Below are 17,518 nucleotides of genomic sequence, written 5' to 3' on the forward strand. Positions count from 1 at the left end.
AAACAAATTTCCTGGAATTTGGACTTTAGCGGTTGGAATTTCCTGGATTACGCCTGCGGCGTGATCCAGAACGGGGGGTGGCCTCAAGCAAAGCCAGGCCGGCCCTAAAGGCCGGGGGTCTTTTTTCATTTCCGCTTCCACTTACAAAAACAAGTTTTTGACGTGCGCGGAAATGAAAAAAGCCAAGCGATAAATCGCTTGGCTTTGCTTGGTCGGGATGACTGGATTCGAACCAGCGACCACACGCACCCCATGCGTGTATTCTACCAGGCTGAACTACATCCCGATGGAAGCGTGCTTCCGGCCCCGAACGCGAGGGTAGAATTTCGTTCGGGCTGCAAATATATAACAATCCTGTTTTTTCATCTGCACCCCCCGGGAAATTATTTCCGGGTATTTCCCCAATGTTAAGGTTTGGCCTGGGGCTTGTCTTTTTCCTACGATTTTAATAGTTTTTTAAGGAACATGATTTTTATCATAAGAATCCTATGTAACATAGGATACTTTCGAACCATCAACCGTATGTCCATTATTAAAACAAACATTTATGAAAACGCACAGGTTTCTCGGGCTTCTGATGCTGATGGCATCTGCCTTTTTCCTATTTCAATGTACCAGTGACCCCATACCCGGCCCTCCTGGAGAAGACGGGATTGACGGCGTAGACGGGGTCGACGGCCAGGACGGTGTCGACGGCACCGCCTCCTGTGTATCCTGCCACTCGAATACCAATAGAGATGCGGTATTCGCGTCATTTGAATTCTCCGCCCACGGATCCGGATCTGTAGGATTCGCAGAAGGACGTGGTGGCAGCGACCCTACCAACCGTTGTGCCCAGTGCCACGGGGAAGAAGGTTTTATCGATTTCTGGGAAAATGGCGCAGCACTTGAAGAAGGATATTCCAATCCTACCACAATCTTCTGCAGCACCTGTCACACAGATCACGACACATTCGATTTCGAAAATGACGGACCGGATTATGCCCTGCGGAACGACGAGCCAACGCCCCTTGTTCTCGACCCGTCTTATACTATCGATTTTGACGGATCCAGCAACAACTGTATCAGCTGCCACCAGCCGCGGAGCAGTTATGTAATCCCGGCGGAAAACGGCTCAGGTAAATACGTGATTACCAGCTCCCGTTTCGGCCCGCACCACGGCCCGCAATCGACCATGCTGGAAGGTATTCTCGGTGCTAACATCGCAGGATCTACCGGATATCCCGGCGTGGCCTCTGCCACCCACCGTACCGGCTCTTCCTGTGTGGCCTGCCACATGACCGAATCTTCCAACCCGGAAATCGGCGGCCACTCCTGGGTACCCTCAGAAAGTGCCTGTGTACAGTGCCACACCAATGGCGCACCTTCTGAGCTAAATGGTTATACTGATGGTATGGCCACCCTGGCTGCACTGCTGGCACAGGTTGTGGGGGAAGAATATGCCGAGGATGCAGAAGGCAACCCGGTATTCGACGCCGACGGCAACCCGGTGGGAACCGGCGTACCGGTTAACGGTATAATCGTAGATGGCAGTGCCAATTCGGGAATCTTCACCGTAGAAGAAGCCCAGGCTGCCTGGAACTACAAAACCCTCGAAGAAGACCAGAGCCGGGGTATCCACAACCCGGGGTACTCCCGCGCGTTGCTGAACAACTCCATCGAAGCCCTGCAGAATAATTAATACCGGACAGACGGAACGGCACCCCGCACCCACCTGTGGTGCGGGGTTTGCCCAAACCAGAAGTACCGGATTCCCATGGCGCACCCTAAAAAGCACATTATGAGAACCAGCGTATCCAAATTACTGGCCGGATTACTGTTGCTCCTGCTCGGCTCCTGTTACTACGACGAGTTGATCGAGGAAGAAGTTCCGGACATTCCGGATACGGAGGAGATTTCCTTCGCAACCGACATCGAACCCCTGTTCACCGCCTGTACCGCCTGTCATGACGGTTCAGTAGCCAACCCCGACCTGCGGGCCGGGAATGCCTATGACGCCCTTGTTCCCGGATACGTGGTACCCGGGGATGCCGAAGGCAGTGAATTCTACCAGAAATTACCAGGTGTAGGCCACCCCTTCGACCCGGGTGTTGTGCTTACCTCCAGTGAAATTGCCCTGATTAAAGCCTGGATCGACAGGGGCGCAGAAGACAACTAACCTAAAGAACTTTCATTATGAGATCGCTTATTCCGTTATTCGTCTTTTTATGCCTCCCCTTACTGACGTGGGCACAGGAAGCCGATACCACCAAGGTGGTAGACAAGCCGCAGCGTCCGGCCTTTGAGAGTTCGTTTATCATAGACAACCCAACAGACCGGCTCTTCCCGAAAAACACCCTGGAGGTGGTGATGAACCACCGCTTCGGGCTCATTAACGGGGGGACCAACGACCTGGCCGGGATCTGGGCGCCTGCCAACATCCGGATCGGGATCAATTATTCCATCCACGACCGGCTCACCATTGGGTTCGGGACTACTAAATTCGACCGACTGCAGGACTTCAACTGGAAAGTAGGTATCCTGCAGCAGACCCGTTCGGACCGGATTCCGGTGAACGTTTCCTATTATGGAAACTTTGTCATCGATGCGCGCCGCAAGGAGAATTTTGCCCTGGACCAGCATCGGTACTCCTTCTTTAACCAACTTATCGTTTCGCGCCGGTTCAACTCCAAGTTGTCCCTTCAGGTAACCGGTAGTGTTTCCCACTACAACCTGGTGCCCGAGCGTATGCGCAACGATGTGATCGGAGTATCAGCCGGCGGTCGCTATAAGATCAGCCCGCAGACCGCCATTATGATGGAGTACAGCCACCCGTTTGTACACCACCTCAATGGAGAGGAGCTCGACATGGACCCGGAACCGGGGTTCAGCATAGGAGTGGAATTCGCCACTTCGGCCCACGCCTTCCAGATTTACGTGTCCAGCCTCAATGGCATCGTTCCGCAAAAGAACTACATGTTTAACCAAAATAACTTCTTCGACGGGGACTTCCTGATAGGATTTACCATTACCCGTATCTATAGTTTCTAACCGATTGTTTATCTGCCCATGAAACGCGACAAAAACAACAGTCCCAAAAAGCTGGGAAGACGGGCCTTTCTGCCGCTGCTGGGCGGAGGGTTGTTGCTTCCCATGCTCCCGGCCCAGGCCCAGACCGCCTACGGACCCGAGGACGACGAGGAGTACCAGACCCTGCTGCGCCCCGACGGCACCACCGTTAGGGTTAAGGCCAGTAATGTAAAACAGTCCCGTGTGGTTAACCCCAATGTGGACAACAAGACCTTGCTGACCTGGCTGGGTAAGGACCAACACAAGTAGAATCGTACCGACATGGACAAGAAAGAACCCGATAACAAGAGAAGAGAATTTCTGGGGGAAGGTTGGAAACTGGGCCTGGCTGCCGCCCTCGGCGGTGCTGCCCTTTCGAACCTGAAGTGTACCCCCGCCTCCGGTAAGACCGAAACCCTGATGACCACCGATGGTCAGATGGTAGAGGTCGATACCGGCCAGGTAGAGGAAATGCACCATATGGAGCCCGGCCACAATGTCCGCAAAGGCATCCCGGGGCGCAAATTCGTCATGGTCATTGACCTGGCCAAATGCGAGAACGCCCTGGCCTGCCAGCGCTCCTGCAACAAACACCACTTTGTAACCGGAGACAATGCCTGGCTGAAGATCTATAATATGCAGGACAGTCCGGATGCACCCCCCTACTGGATGCCCACCCTGTGTATGCACTGCGACAAACCTGCATGTGTTACGGTTTGCCCGGTAGATGCCACCTTTAAAAGGGAGGACGGGCTGGTGCTCATAGACAACGACCGCTGCATTGGCTGTCGTTTCTGTATGGCGGCCTGCCCCTACTCCACCCGCGTCTTCAACTGGAACGAGCCCAAACAGGAGTTCGAGATGGATATAGACATGGTCCACGCCATGCACAGCCCGGAACACGCCGGGATGCCCAGCGTGAAAGGCACGGTGGATAAGTGCGATTTCTGCCCGCACCAGGCTGTGAAAGGGGAACTCCCCCACTGTGTGACGGCCTGCCCCAACGGCGTCTTCTATTTTGGCGACAAAAACGAGGATACCGTAACCAACGGGGATGAAACCGTACGCCTGAGCGAACTGCTCGAGAAAAAGGCGGGCTACCGACTCTTCGAAGACCTGGGTACCGACCCGAGCGTGTATTACCTGCCGCCCAAGGACCGGATTGCTCCCTTCGAGGAAGGCCTGGAAAGCTACAACGAATTCCAGTCTGTGGAGAAACCCGAGGAACCAACCGCTGAAGATGCACAATGAAAACCCGCGAACAACTCATAGAAGACCTTGGCCCCCGGAAATTCAACCGGGGTGGTATGGTGTGGGTAGGCTTCCTGCTGGTACTGATCGTAGCCGGCCTGATCGCCTACATTGACCAACTCATTCAGGGCCAGGTCGTGACCAATATGAGAGACTACGTCCTTTGGGGCGTGTATATCTCCAACTTCGTGTTCTTTGTGGCCACGAGTTTTGTAAGTGCCATTGCGGTGGCGGCCCTTCGCCTGACCAACAGCCAGTGGCGCCGGCCCTTTGTGCGCCTGGCCGAAATCGTATCCCTGGCCTGTATCATCATGGCGGGGCTGACCATTATGATCGACATGGCGCGGCCGGACCGCATCCTGAACCTGTTTATCCACGCCAGGCTGCAATCGCCCATTACCTGGGATGTGATCATCATCCCCACCTTTATGGCGGTAAGTTTACTGCTGCTGTATTTCCCATTGTTGCCGGACCTGGCCATCCTCCGCGACCACTATGCCAAGGCCAAACCGCGCCTGCGCAAAATCTATGGGGCCCTGGCCCTGAAATGGCAATGGACCGAGAAACAGTTGCGCCTGCAGGGGCGTTCAGTCCACCTGCTGGCCCTGATGATTATCCCCCTGGGACTTATCCTGGAATCCATCGACGCCTACCTGTTCTCCACCACCTACCGCGTGGGTTGGGACAGCTCCAACTTTGCGCCCTACTTTATCTCCGGGGCCATGGTTGCGGGCCTGGGGGCGCTTATCAGCGTGGTCTATGTCGTAAGGCGCTACCGCAAACTCACCGAATACATCACCGAATACCACTTCGACAAGCTCGGCAAGCTCTTTAACCTGGCCCTGCTGGTCTATGTGTATTTCAATGTAAACGAATATGTCATTCCGCTGTTCACCTCCAAAAAAGGTGAAAGCGAGCACCTGGAAACCCTTTTGGAGGGTGAATTTGCCCCGGCGTTCTGGGCGGTTACCCTTGTGGGACTGCTGCTCCCGGCCATCCTGACTATCTTCAAACGCTACCGCAAGCCAAAGGCGCTTTTTACCATCGCGGTTATCGTGGTGATAGGATCCTGGTGGAAACGGTACCTGATCGTAACCCCCACCTTGCTGCACCCCTACCTGCCTATTCAGGGTGTTCCGGAATCTTGGCGCCATTATTTTCCCAGCATGCACGAGTGGCTCATTACCTCGGCCACCCTGGCCATGGCCCTGCTGATCATTACCCTGCTGGTGCGGTATTTGCCGGTGATTTCCATCGACAAACTCCTGGAAGACCAGAAGGCAGCTGTACAACCTAAAACCCAGGAGTCATGAAAAATGCATCTACATTACTCCGGAAAACAGGTAGTACCGGACTGCTGATCCTCATGATGCTGGGCGTCTGGTCCGCGTTTGGACAGTCGGAAAAAGTCCGCCTGCGCATGCGTACTACCTACACGAAAATCATAGATGGTCCGGTTTATCTGGACCTGCAGACCTCCGCCCGGATAGACCGCTCCAACGTAGACGTACCGGGCATAGGCCTGGAGGTATATTACGAGGTGGACGGGGAGGAATTCCCCCTGGAAACCGTAACCACCGATGCCAGCGGGAAGGCACGGGTAACCCTTGACAAGGGCCTCGCCCAGATCCAACCCGATTCCACAGGCCTTTACATCCTGGGCGCCTCTTTCGGCGGGAACGATCAGTTCCGGCGGGGCAGCAGCTCCGTGGAATTCCGGGATGCCGCCCTTTCAGCCAGCCTGCAACAACGCGACAGCCTCTATTTTGTGGAAGCCACCCTATCTGATAAAATGCTGGACAGCGTTGTGGATGGGGCCCTGGTTAAAGTACAGGTACGCCGGATGTTCCGGCCCCTGCGCATCAGTAAAGACCTGCTGATGACGGACGATGACGGTTCCATCAGCGTGGAGGTACCCCAGGACATCCCTGCCCCAGAAGGCATGCTGGACCTGGAAGTAGTACTGGACGACCACAGTACCTACGGCACGGTAATTGCTCATATACCAGCACCCATTGGGGTGCCTGTAGCCGAGGATACCCAGGCCGGAGCGCGGACCCTCTGGGCACCCAGCAGCCGGACCCCTTTATTTATAATCCTGTTTACCGGCCTGCTGGTATTCGGTTCCTGGGGCCTTATTTTGTACCTTATTCGAAACCTATATAAAATTGCTAAATCCTAACATGATGAAAACAATCCGATTCATTCTCCCAATGGCCGCCCTGGCCCTGCTCTTTATCGCTTTCAATACCCCTCCGCAGGATGTATGGGAAGTACCGGCAGAATATGAAAACATGAAAAACCCGACCAACCCGTCCGAGGACCTGGACATCGGCAAGGCGCTCTACGCCAAGCACTGCCAGTCCTGCCACGGGAAGGAAGGCTACGGAGACGGCCCCAAGGCAGACGGCCTTGAAGGCGACCTGGGCGACTTTTCCTCAGCGGAATTCCAGGCCCAGTCCGACGGGGCGCTTTTCTACAAGACCTCCATTGGCCGCGGCGACATGCCCGAGTACACCAAGAAAATGCCGGACGACGAAGATCGCTGGCTTATTGTGAACTATATGCGTACCCTGGGCGAATAAGCCCCGGGGAAACCCCTTAGGTACCCTTACAAGGCACACCACATGGAATATCACTTGCGCTATATCAGCATTTCGCATGGTACGGCACCGGTATCGGCACGCCAGGCTTTCCATTTCCCGGAAGAGGAACGCGATCGTTTTCTCGGGGAAATGACCCGTGCCTTCCCGGACATCAAAGGGTTGATGCTCCTAGTTACCTGCAACCGTACCGAATTGTATGCGGAAAGCTCCATAACGCCCGCCAAAGCCCTGCTCCGGTTCCTGCTTAAGGACCGGACAGGCCAGGCGGAAGAAGCGGTTTCAGATCTGTTCCAATGCGGGGACGAAACCCAGGAGAGCCTGCGCCACCTGTTGCGCGTTTCGGCAGGCCTGGAGTCCGCCGTTCTGGGCGATGCCGAAATCATCCACCAGATCAAAAAGGCCTATCACCGGTCTTTGGATTCCCACCTGCAGGGCTCCCTGCTGGAGCGGACCATGCAAACCGTATTCCGTTTCCACAAGCGGATCAGCAATGAGACAGCCTTCCGGGACGGGACCACCTCCACGGCCTACCAGGCCCTGAAACTGGTGCGCCAGACCTTTGAGGGCGCTGCCGGCGAGAAACGAATCCTGGTGGTAGGTGCCGGAGACATCGTCAAACAATTACTGAAATACAACGGAAAATTCGGCTACCGCAACCTGTACCTGACCAATCGGACGGCTTCCCGTGCAGAGGAGTTGGCAGAAGCCTACGGCCTGCATACCTGGTCCTGGGAACGCCTTCTGCAAGGCGACCTGGATAGCTTCGACGTTATTATCGGGGCAGCCAGTCACTGCCCGGCCCTGGTTAGCGGAGGGTGGAACACCCAGAAACGCGTTTTGCTGATAGACCTGGCAGTACCACACAACATCTGCCTGCCCGAAGAAAACCGGCCTGGAAAGGCAATCCTGTACGATCTGGACTCTATATCCCGGAGGTTGCAGGAAAACAAAGTCCAGCGCCACGCCGCTATAGAAGCGGTAGGCCATATCCTGGAGGAAGCCATGGAAGATTTTTCCGCCTGGCATGCCGATGCCCCCAGGAGGGCCCTGCTTTCCGACCGCAAACGAAAAATCTTAAACGGGGTTCGCTCCTATTACCAAAACCAGGGCATGGCCCCCGGGCCGGAGACCCTGACTGTTGCCACAGACCGCTTGCTGCGGAAATGGCGCCATAAACCGGAGCAGCTCCGCAGTGGATCGGGATTAGACACCCTGATCCGGGAACACGAGTCCCTACTGCAATGCTCCTAAACACCCGAATGAAAATGAAAAAACAACCAACCCTGCCCGCAATGGGCCTGCTTTTCCTTTTGCTTATAATCACCTCCTGTAAAGGAGATCCCTCCCAGCGAACCATAGAACTGGAGCCCCGCAAGGATATGCATTCCGTTCACAGCAACGTGCGCAACGACCTGCACCGGGTACAGGTAACAGAAATCCGCAAAGGCGATAAATATATGTATCTCAAGGTTCGCGAGGGGGACGAAACCTATTGGGTAGCCACCGCCCCCGGCGATATTGTGGAAGGGAACACCTATATGTACAATGAAGCCCTGAGACGAACCGATTTCAGGAGTGAGACCCTGCAGGAAGTGTTTGATACGCTCTACCTGGTCACCCGTCTGGTTCCCGAGTCTGAAGCCGGGGATATGAAACCTTCCACCCTTAAGGAACCGCGGGAAATGGAAGAGGCCGAAGTGGAAACAGACTCGGAATCCGCAACCGAAATAACCCTGTCTGAACTGCTGGACAACCCGGAGGCTTACCGGGATTCCTGGGTGCGGTTTACAGCAGCCTGTACCAAGGTCAACGAAGGTATTATGAACCGTAACTGGGTGCACCTGACCACCGACCAGGCCAACGGCCGTTCTGTAGTTGCCACCACTAAGGCAGACGCCTCCCCGGGTGAGACCCTCATCGTTACAGCAGTGGTCCGCCAGGACCGCGATTTCGGTTCCGGGTACCGGTACGATATCCTGCTGGAAGAAGCGGAATTCCAACGCCAGTAAGTAAGAAAGCCGGCCCCCCGAAAATTCGGGAAAGCCGGCTGACCGCTTGCTCCAACTTGTAAATGCGTTATCGGTACAGGGTAAAGTGCCCTACGTACTGTTGTTTTTCGTTGTCGTTGGCATTGACCACGTACCAGTAGTCCCCGGTGGGAACTTCCTTGCCTTCATAGGTTCCGTCCCAGTTCTTGACCTGGTCCAGGATGGCCACCACCCGCCCGTAACGGTCGTAAATCTTGATCTCGATATTCGGGAAGAACTCCCGGTTCATGGGAGACCATGTGTCGTTCATCCCATCCCCGTCCGGGGTAAAGTAGTTCGGGAATTCCACCATGCCCTCGAAGTCGAAGGGGAAGACCACCTCCACCTCGCACCCGCCCGCGTCGATTACGCGGATATTGACATTGGCGTCGAAGTTGATGTTGAATACATTCTCGGTTCCCGTGGATTCTCCCTGGAAGAAGAATTCATACCCGCCAAAACCGCCGCTTGCCGTGGCTGTAATCTCATTAGGACCGGTTTGCAAAGCCTCCAGGACCAGGGGCTGGTAGTCGTCTACGGTAAATTCCACAAAGGTGGTACACCCGTTCTCGTGGTAGATGTACACGGTATGGTCGCCCGCCGGCAGGTCTCCCCAGCTGCGGGTGTCGTCGGCCAGGGCCGTTACGGCGTCGGTAGGGTCCACCGGGTCGAGCGCGAAGAGCACATCCGGCAGCACACTGCTGTCCTGCAGGGTAACCGCCACAGTATTGAAGGGGAAGATCCCGTCACACCCGTACTGCACCACCGGTTCGGCCGTAAGGTCCACCCCGATTTCGATAGGAACCACAATATTGGCCGTACATCCGTTGGCATCCCGTACAAAGACCACATAGGACGTACCGCCGGAGAGGTTGTCGAAATACAAGGCATCGTTGCGCTGGTAGTCCACATCTGCCGAGGAATTCAGGCTGGCTTCGTAATAGCTGACCCCCATGGCATCCACAAAGGGAGTCCCCCCGGAAATGGTGATCTGGGCCGTACCATCGGCAAACCCGATACAGGTTTCATCGGTGGCCGAAAAACTCAGGTCTATGGGCTCCGGTTCGATTACCGAAACGGTAGTGAGCTCGGAACAGCCCTGCTCGTCCTGGATGAGGATGTCGTATTCGCGGCCCGGGAAGGGAGCACCTTCCAGGTCCGTAAAGGTATAAACCCCCGGGGTGGCCGGGTCTGAGAAGAACTCGTTGAAGTTCGGCTCAATGGCAAACTGGATCAGGCCTTCGCCCCCGCCTACCACTTCTATGGTAATGCTGCCGTCTGCCTCCCCGCTACAGGATACCGGGCTGGCCGTGGCATTGAACAGGATCGGGTCGGGGCGTACAATCGTAAACGGACCTTCCACGTCCCCGCAGGTAGTACCGGAGGTTACCGCAACATAGTATTCTGTACCGGCATCCAGGCCCTCGAAGGTGCCGTCTGCCTGGGGCCCACGGATTACCATAGCCGAGGGGTTCGGGTTAAACGGATCGGCACCCGGGTCGCCGCTGTAGAGGATAAAGCTGTTACCCCCTACCCCTCCGGAAGCGAAAGATTCAATCCGCCCGTCTATCTCATTGGCACAGGAAATATCGTCCGGCAGGTTAACCACCAGGTCCAGGTCCTGGGCGTCTATCAGGGTAAGCCCGTTGGAACGCACCACGTCGCAGGTATTGCCGGCGTTCACTTTGCGCACATCGAACTGGTAGAAGCCAGGGCCTCCGCCAATAAGGACCGAAGTCTGTCCGATTCCCATGGAAATAAAGGGGTCCGTAGCCGCAGCCGTAGCGGCGCGGTACTCGTACTCGAAGCCCGGTTCCGGGTTCTGGATACTCAGGCGCATCTCGCCCATACCACCGCAACCCGGGGCCCTGACCTGTACCAGGTTAGGGATAATGGGGGGTGGCGGGTCCACATAATAGGGCTGGGTGACGCCAACGCAGTCGTAGGTTGAGGAAACCTCAATGGCGTACCACCCGGCACTCAGGTAGCCTTCCCCGGACGTTCCGGCAAAGGTGGGGTTGGCCTGCAAACCGCTACGGGAGAGTTCGTCGGCAATATTATTGCTGCCCAGGTAGATGAGCTGGTACAGGTATCCGGATCCGGGTACCCCGCCGGAGGCACCGGGCAAGGCGGTAGTGGCATCGCCGGTGGCCGGGTCGAAAGCTTCCAGGATGGCGTTGTTGCCTCCCGGACAAACCAGGGCCTGGGGTTCACGGATTCCCACCAGGATGGGGTCTATGGGGCTTAGGGAAATATCCACGGATTCTGTACACCCTTCAATATCCCGTACCTCCACGCGATAATCGCCGCTGCTGAGGTTCTCAAAACGGTCCGAAGGGCCAAAGGCTACCTCTTCCAGGTAGGTACCGCTGCCATTGTCCCGCAGCAATCGGTACTCATAGGGGGAGGTATCCCAGCCGCCGGTGGCGGAGGCTACGATAACCCCCTGGTTGTCGTTACAGCTTACATTGCCCTCCTCTACGGCCAGGGGCGCCAGAGGTCCGTTGGGGGCCCGAACGGTTGCCACATTCGATTCTGCGGGGCAACCCGGGGTATCCTGGGAAACGATATCCACCACAAAATTACCGCCGGGCAGGCCGGTGATCCGGGCCGGGTCCCCGTTTACATCGGGGAAATTGGCCGTATCGAAGCTGCCGCTGGTAAGGGCCGGGAGGATGCGGTTTCCGCCGGAGTCTATCTGGTATACCTGGTAGTCGTACACCCCGGTATAGTCTGTAACTTCTATAAAGAGGGCCCCGTCATTGCCCGGGACTGCACAGCGTACCGGGTTGGCTTCGGTAATGGTGGCCGTCGGGTACTGGGGTTCGAAAACCTCGTGCAGGGGCAAGGGATAGCTGCACCCCGCAATATTGTCGGTAATTTCCAGAAGGTAGCCGCCCGAAACCGGGAGGTCCATCAGCACAAAGCTATTCCCTGGGGTATTGGTCACCGGGCCTACGGCCGCCGGGCCATTGGCCACCGAAAGGGTGAAATCCGTGGTCCCGACCACATCGACCCGGATGCGTTCATCCGTGGTACAGGTAAGGGCCGCCTGCAGGCTGAGGGTGGGTACCACGTCTGTGGGCGGGTTCAGCACCGGCAGGGTAAACTGGTCCTGGCATCCGTTGGCGTCTATGGCATAAACCGTAATCGTCTGGGGTGAACCGTTGTCTACCACCTCGAAGGTGTTGGAACTCTGGTAATCGCTGAACCCGGTAATGCTGTACTGGTACCCCGCGGTACCGGGATCTGTGACAGTTACCGTAACGATGGTGGAACTGTAGCGGTTGGCGCCGGGCTCACATGCAAAGTCCGGGGCAATTGCTGTAATGGCAAAGACGGGCGGTTCGCTGATCTCGATCCCGTCCTGACGGTCCTCGCAATTCCGGCTGGAAACCACCGTAACGTCGTAAAAGCCGGGGATCAACCCGGTAAAGGACCCGGAGGTATTGGTTTGCACCACATTGGAGGTGCCCGCTTCGTAAAGGGTGTAGGTAAGGGGGGCATCCGCATCGGTCCCCGCCTGCAACAGGACATCGATGGCGCCGTCGTTGGCCCCGTTACAGGAGATGTCCGTATCCAGGACTGTGCTGATCACCGGAGGGATGGCCGCTTCCAGGAAGATGTTATCCACCAGGAAGGTACAGTTCCCGCTCAGGTCGGCTACCAGGTTGTCCGTTACCAGGACTTCATAATCGCCCGGGGCGAATCCGGTGAAGACCCCGGTGAGGTTGTCCGTGATATACGTCCCGGAACCATCGCGAAGTTCGAAGGTGAAATCGCCGCTGCCCCCAAGGGTGTTGATGGTGATTTCCCCGTCTGCGTTGTTACAGGAAGGCTCCGTACTGAAGCCGCCGGTGGCAATCAGAAACTCGTAAACCGTCGCGGTACCCTGGCTGGTACACCCATCGGCATCAATCACGTCAACCACGTAATCCCCGGGGCTGCCTACCGTGTAGGTATGCTCCCAGAACCCACCATTGAGTACCGGAAACTGCTCCTCCCCATTAAGGGTATACCTGGGGGTATCCACAGTAGCAGGCATCCGCACCAGGATATCGAAGGAGGTAGCCATCACGTCGCACTGGTTCTCCACAATAAACGTGGGGGCCGGGAGGTCCGGGGCCAGGTTGATGATGGTGGCAATGGCAAAGGAGGTACAACCGCTGCTGTCCATGACATAGACGTCATAATTCCCGGCCGGGCCAATAAAGGTGGTCTCCGTGGTAAAATCGCCGGGCAGGGGGGTATCCCCGCTGTCCATATAAGCGAAGGTATAGGGGCCCCCATCCCCGCCGGAGCCGCGTACTGTAAACTGCCCGAAGGCGTTACAGTTGGCCGGTTCCTGGGTAATGATGTCGATAGCCGGCAGGTTCTGGTCTATCGTAATCGGCACCGCATCGGTACAACTATTGGTCAGGTCCGTTACAAGCACCTGGTAATTGCCCGGGAGGGTTTCGTAGGTATTCGAGTAGATGGGCGATACCCCCGTGGCCGTCTCCAGGGTGATCAGGGCCCCGGTATCGTCATTGAGCAGCTCAATGAGCAGGTCGGCACCCGGGGTAAACCCGTCCACATTATAGACGATCTGGCCAAAGCGGTTGGCGTCGCAGAACCCGGGAGTTGAAGTGGCGGTAACCTCCAGGGGGTTGGGCCCGTCTTCCGGCGGGATTTCGTCCAGGTAAATACACCCGGTACCCAAATCGGTCACCTCTACGGTGTAGGTTACCCCGAATTGCAGTCCGGTAAAGGTATGGCGCGTAGGCGTCAGGTTCGGCGGGACTGGCGGGTTCGGGTCTGTGGCCAGGCGGATCAGGAAGGGCCCTACCCCACCCACGATGGTCACCGTATTGGTGAACCCTCCCGGGGCACAGACAGGGGCCACCACGGGGTCCGGGACCACATCGAGGGTGGTCTGGTCTATGGTGACTACATCTTCGTCCCGGCACCCAAGGGCATCGAGGGTCACTACTGTATAAATCCCCGGCACTTCGGGCAGGAAGGTTTCAGACGTACTGGAAGTAGGTCCGATGCGTTGCAATTCCATCCCGAACTGGTCCAGCAGGATATAGGTATAATCCGGGGTTCCTCCGCTTACGCCAGTCACCTGGATACCGGCTTCGAGTACCCCAGCCAGGCAATTGGCCGTTACAGGCGGTACAGTGGCATCCGGCGGGGGTGTGGCATCGGTAGGGATAACCACATTGGCCGGGAGGGTCTCGCATCCGCGGGCATCGCGCACGATATAGGAATAGGACTGGCCTGCGTTCAGGTTGGAAAACACGGTCTGGGAGCCAAAGGGCCCGCCGTCGAAGCTCACCTGGTAGGGGGGCACCCCGCTGGTGGCATCGGGTACGATGGTCACCATCCCGTTATTGGTCTCCCCACAACTGGCCGGGGTCAGCACCACGCTGGCCGGGTCGATGTTTACCGGGGGATTGAGGGTAATGGGGTTGGAAAGTGCCACACACCCCTGGTTGTCCGTTACCCGGAACACATAATCGCCGGGCAGGTTGGTGTTGTATACAAAGGAATTGGCGGTAAGGGCCACAGGGGCGCCAAAGCTTACGCCATTGTCCGAACTGACCTCGTATTGTTTGGGGCCGGCCCCGGCGAGGTACCCGCCACTTACCTGCACCTGAATCCCACCGTCTGCACCTCCACAGGGGATTTCCGCATCGATACTCAGGTTTACGCGCAATTGCGGGTTGATGGTGGCGCTTATCTGGTCCGTACAGTTATTTCCGTCTACCACTTCTATGGTATATGTACCCGGGTTCAGGCCGGTAAAGATGGGGCTGGCCTGAAGCGGGCCGCCATTGATCCGGTACTGGTGGGTACCCAGGGCTGCAGTCCCGGCCGTAGAACTCACCTGGAGGGTAGCGCCAGTCCCCGGGACATAGCAGAAATCGGAAGCTCCTGCATCCAGGGACAGGGTGGGCGAATCGATGGGGGTCAGGCTGAAGGCAAAGGTGGCGCTGCACCCCTCGGCATCGGTCACGCTAAGGGTATAGTTCCCCGCCTGGGTCAGGTTCCCGAAAACCTGGCCGCTCTTGGGCCCTATGGTAGCCCCGCTGGGCAGTTCCAGGGTATAGCGGTAGGTGCCCCATCCGCCGGAAGGCGAGGCCACCACCCGCCCGGTATTCCCGTTCGGGCAGCTCATGGCCGTTACCGCACCATTGAGCGTAAGGGGGGTTGCCGGTTCCGAGATGGTGATGCTGGCCGTATCGGTACAGCCGGAATCGGCATCGGTAACCGTAATGATGTAGGTGCCGGCTCCGGAGGGCGGCAGGTCTACTTCGGCATCGTTCTGGGGCCCGACTTCCGGGCCGCCGTTAATGTTGTAAGTATAGTTGTTGGTAAAGCCATCTATGATAAAGGTACCCGTACCATCCGAAGCCCCCGTACAGACCCGGGTATCCCCCCCGGATTTCACCCGGGCGCGGATGCTGCTGATAACCGCAGGGGTAAAGCTCTCCTGGTAAGTACATCCGTTCACGTCGGTAACGCGGAAGGTGTAGGCAGTGTTTACGCTAAGCCCCGCGAAAGTGTCGCTGCCGCCGTTGTTCACCGAAATAGGACTGATGATTTCGTATTGGGCGATGGCGGCGCTTGCCGTTACGGTAAGCTGGACGTCCGAAGTCCCGGCCGCACAGCTGATGGCGCTTTGGGCAAAATCGATGTTGGAGGGCGGGTCCACATCTGCAATGGTAATGGGGGTCAGGTCCAGGCGGCATCCCCCGGAATCTCGGATGATGGGCGTATAGGTACCGGCGCCCAGGTTAGCATAATTCAGCTGGGCGGAGAAGTTCACCCCGTCTATACTGAATTCGTACCCGCTGCCGGATCCTCCGCCAAAGGGTCCCTGGAATTCGATGATCCCCCCGTCTACCCCACCGCTGCCGTCGCAGACGCGGTCCTGAATTTTCACGGCAGACCCGGTAATAGCGCCCACATTGGTCACCGTAATGGTATTGGGGAGGGTATAAATACAGCTGAAGGCCGCCTGCTGGTACTGCACCTGGATCTGGTTGTAGGTGCCGTCCGGCACGGTCAGTACCGGATTGGTAGACCATGGGTCGGCCGGATCGGCCCTGAAGAGCAGGTTATAGCCCTTGGCATCAAGTATGTTGATGGTAATCCGGGCCCCGCTGCTGCAGTCCCCGTCGGTGCCGGTAGCCGAAACATCCGGGGGGGTGAGTTCTTCCACATCGGCGGTGGCCGTGATGGTACACCCGTTGGCATCGGTGATAAAGAAGGTATAGGTACCCGCTGCCGAAACATTGTAGGTGGTTTGCCCGGTGTAAGTGCCGCCGGAATTCCCCCCGTCACTCACGGTAAAACTATAGGGGGCGGAACCTCCGGAGGTGTTGATAATGATATCGGCATCATTGGCCCCGCAGACCGGGTCGGCGCTGAGGCTCTCGTTTACCTCCGTGGAAGCCGAAAGGGCTACCAACCCGTCTCCGATGACAATGGGGTTGCCATTGATATCCAAGGGTTGCTGGGGTGCCGGGATCCCGTTTCCGGGGTCCCCGGTACACTGCTGGGTCTCCACCTGCACGCTGTAGGTCCCGAAGCCCACGGCCGAGAAGGTGTAGGGGTTGTTCGGGATAAAGGTGGTGAATTCCTGGGGCACGCCGTTCCCGTCCAACAAGGTGTACTTGTAGGGGCCCGGGACGTTGTTGACCGTTACCGTAATGCTTCCGGTATCCCCGAAACACTGGGCATCCACGAATTCCACGTCGATGTCGATATCCTGTTGCTCAATGGTTATGGGGGTATAAGGGTACTCGCAGGTATTGGGCGTATTCTGAAGGCGGGCCTTAACGATGTAGGTGCCCGGGTTCAGGTTGTCGAAAATGGGCGAGGCCTGCCAGGGACCGAACCCGCTGCCGGAATTGATGCTGAATTCGTAGGCGCTCGACAGGTTTGTGACCTGGATCCGGCCGGGGACACCACAGATAAAATCGCGTTTTACGAAGGTCTGGGTGATGGTACTCTTCTTGACCTTGAAGTAGTAATACCCGCCCCCGTCTACCCGAACGCGGAATTCCGCCCCGTTAGCGGCGGAAATGGTCGAGGCGTCTAGGGTAAGGGTTGAGGCGGAAGAAACGGTTTGCCAGTAAGGGTTACAGGCCCCACCGATAATGGGCGGGCAATCGTCGTTTACGTCGTAGGTACAGCTGCCTCCCGGGACGAGCTGTTGCCATTGGTAGCTCCCGTGGGTGCCGCTTACCGAAATAACCCGGTCGTCGCTGTCCCCGCAGAGGTTGAAGCGGGCAATGGTAAACCCGTTGTCGCTACAGGTCACCTCCTCGTCCGCATTCTGGATGATGGTGACAAAGAAAGGGGCTGAAGCCTCAAACCCGGCATCGGAATGCCCGGCAGGGTTCTGCGCAGCGGGTGCAGAGTAGGATCCTTCGGCAGTATCGGCCCTTTCGGGACTATCGGCGGCCGCAGTGAGCAGGCCGGTAATCAACCTTTCAAAAGAACCGTTAGCAATCGCCGAAGAGCTGATGATAGTGGCCACTAGCATCAACAGGGCATACCAACGATGCCTTGTCTTTTTCGGGAGCATAGGTT

The 17,518-nt window shown here is 57.1% G+C and carries 11 protein-coding genes and 1 tRNA gene; 10 read left to right on the forward strand and 2 right to left on the reverse strand.

Annotated elements, in window-relative coordinates; all coding sequences use genetic code 11:
• Positions 1-209: 209 nt before the first annotated feature.
• Positions 210-286, reverse strand: a tRNA-Pro gene (locus CA832_RS13055).
• Between the two features lie 261 nt (positions 287-547).
• Between CA832_RS13055 and CA832_RS13060 the strand changes: the two genes are divergently transcribed.
• The 10 genes from CA832_RS13060 to CA832_RS13105 all read left to right on the forward strand — a co-directional run bounded on the left by CA832_RS13060 (position 548) and on the right by CA832_RS13105 (position 8,914).
• The gene (locus CA832_RS13060) at positions 548-1,681 is read left to right on the forward strand and encodes a multiheme c-type cytochrome (RefSeq protein WP_143542394.1); all 1,134 of its coding nucleotides are present in this window, start codon (positions 548-550) and stop codon (positions 1,679-1,681) included.
• A gap of 99 nt (positions 1,682-1,780) precedes the next feature.
• Entirely contained in the window at positions 1,781-2,158 is a 378-nt protein-coding gene (locus CA832_RS13065; protein WP_143542395.1) for a hypothetical protein, read from the forward strand.
• A gap of 17 nt (positions 2,159-2,175) precedes the next feature.
• Positions 2,176-3,030 (forward strand): DUF5777 family beta-barrel protein, encoded by an 855-nt coding sequence (locus tag CA832_RS13070; protein ID WP_233131812.1) that lies wholly within the window; start codon positions 2,176-2,178, stop codon positions 3,028-3,030.
• 18 nt (positions 3,031-3,048) lie between these two features.
• Positions 3,049-3,318, forward strand: a complete 270-nt coding sequence (locus tag CA832_RS13075) for a hypothetical protein (protein WP_088342089.1) — start codon at positions 3,049-3,051, stop codon at positions 3,316-3,318.
• A gap of 12 nt (positions 3,319-3,330) precedes the next feature.
• Complete coding sequence (locus tag CA832_RS13080) at positions 3,331-4,299, forward strand: 4Fe-4S dicluster domain-containing protein (protein ID WP_088342090.1); 969 nt, start codon at positions 3,331-3,333, stop codon at positions 4,297-4,299.
• Positions 4,296-5,612 carry an NrfD/PsrC family molybdoenzyme membrane anchor subunit gene (gene nrfD, locus CA832_RS13085; protein ID WP_088342091.1) on the forward strand — a complete coding sequence of 439 codons (1,317 nt, stop codon included), beginning with the start codon at positions 4,296-4,298 and terminating at the stop codon, positions 5,610-5,612. The genes CA832_RS13080 and nrfD overlap by 4 nt, the downstream gene beginning before the upstream one ends.
• Complete coding sequence (locus CA832_RS13090) at positions 5,609-6,481, forward strand: hypothetical protein (protein ID WP_088342092.1); 873 nt, start codon at positions 5,609-5,611, stop codon at positions 6,479-6,481. Before nrfD ends, CA832_RS13090 begins: the two co-directional genes overlap by 4 nt.
• 4 nt (positions 6,482-6,485) lie before the next feature.
• Entirely contained in the window at positions 6,486-6,884 is a 399-nt protein-coding gene (locus CA832_RS13095; RefSeq protein WP_233131814.1) for a c-type cytochrome, read from the forward strand.
• Between the two features lie 42 nt (positions 6,885-6,926).
• Positions 6,927-8,156 (forward strand): glutamyl-tRNA reductase, encoded by a 1,230-nt coding sequence (locus CA832_RS13100; protein ID WP_088342093.1) that lies wholly within the window; start codon positions 6,927-6,929, stop codon positions 8,154-8,156.
• A gap of 14 nt (positions 8,157-8,170) precedes the next feature.
• Entirely contained in the window at positions 8,171-8,914 is a 744-nt protein-coding gene (locus CA832_RS13105) for a hypothetical protein (RefSeq protein WP_143542396.1), read from the forward strand.
• A gap of 67 nt (positions 8,915-8,981) precedes the next feature.
• Here CA832_RS13105 and CA832_RS13110 read toward each other — a convergent pair whose 3' ends face one another.
• On the reverse strand, positions 8,982-17,471 hold the full coding sequence (locus CA832_RS13110) for a T9SS type B sorting domain-containing protein (protein ID WP_233131816.1): 8,490 nt from the start codon (positions 17,469-17,471) through the stop codon (positions 8,982-8,984).
• Positions 17,472-17,518: the final 47 nt, after the last annotated feature.

This window comes from Robiginitalea sediminis (assembly GCF_002198115.1).
GTDB classification, from domain to species: domain Bacteria; phylum Bacteroidota; class Bacteroidia; order Flavobacteriales; family Flavobacteriaceae; genus Robiginitalea; species Robiginitalea sediminis.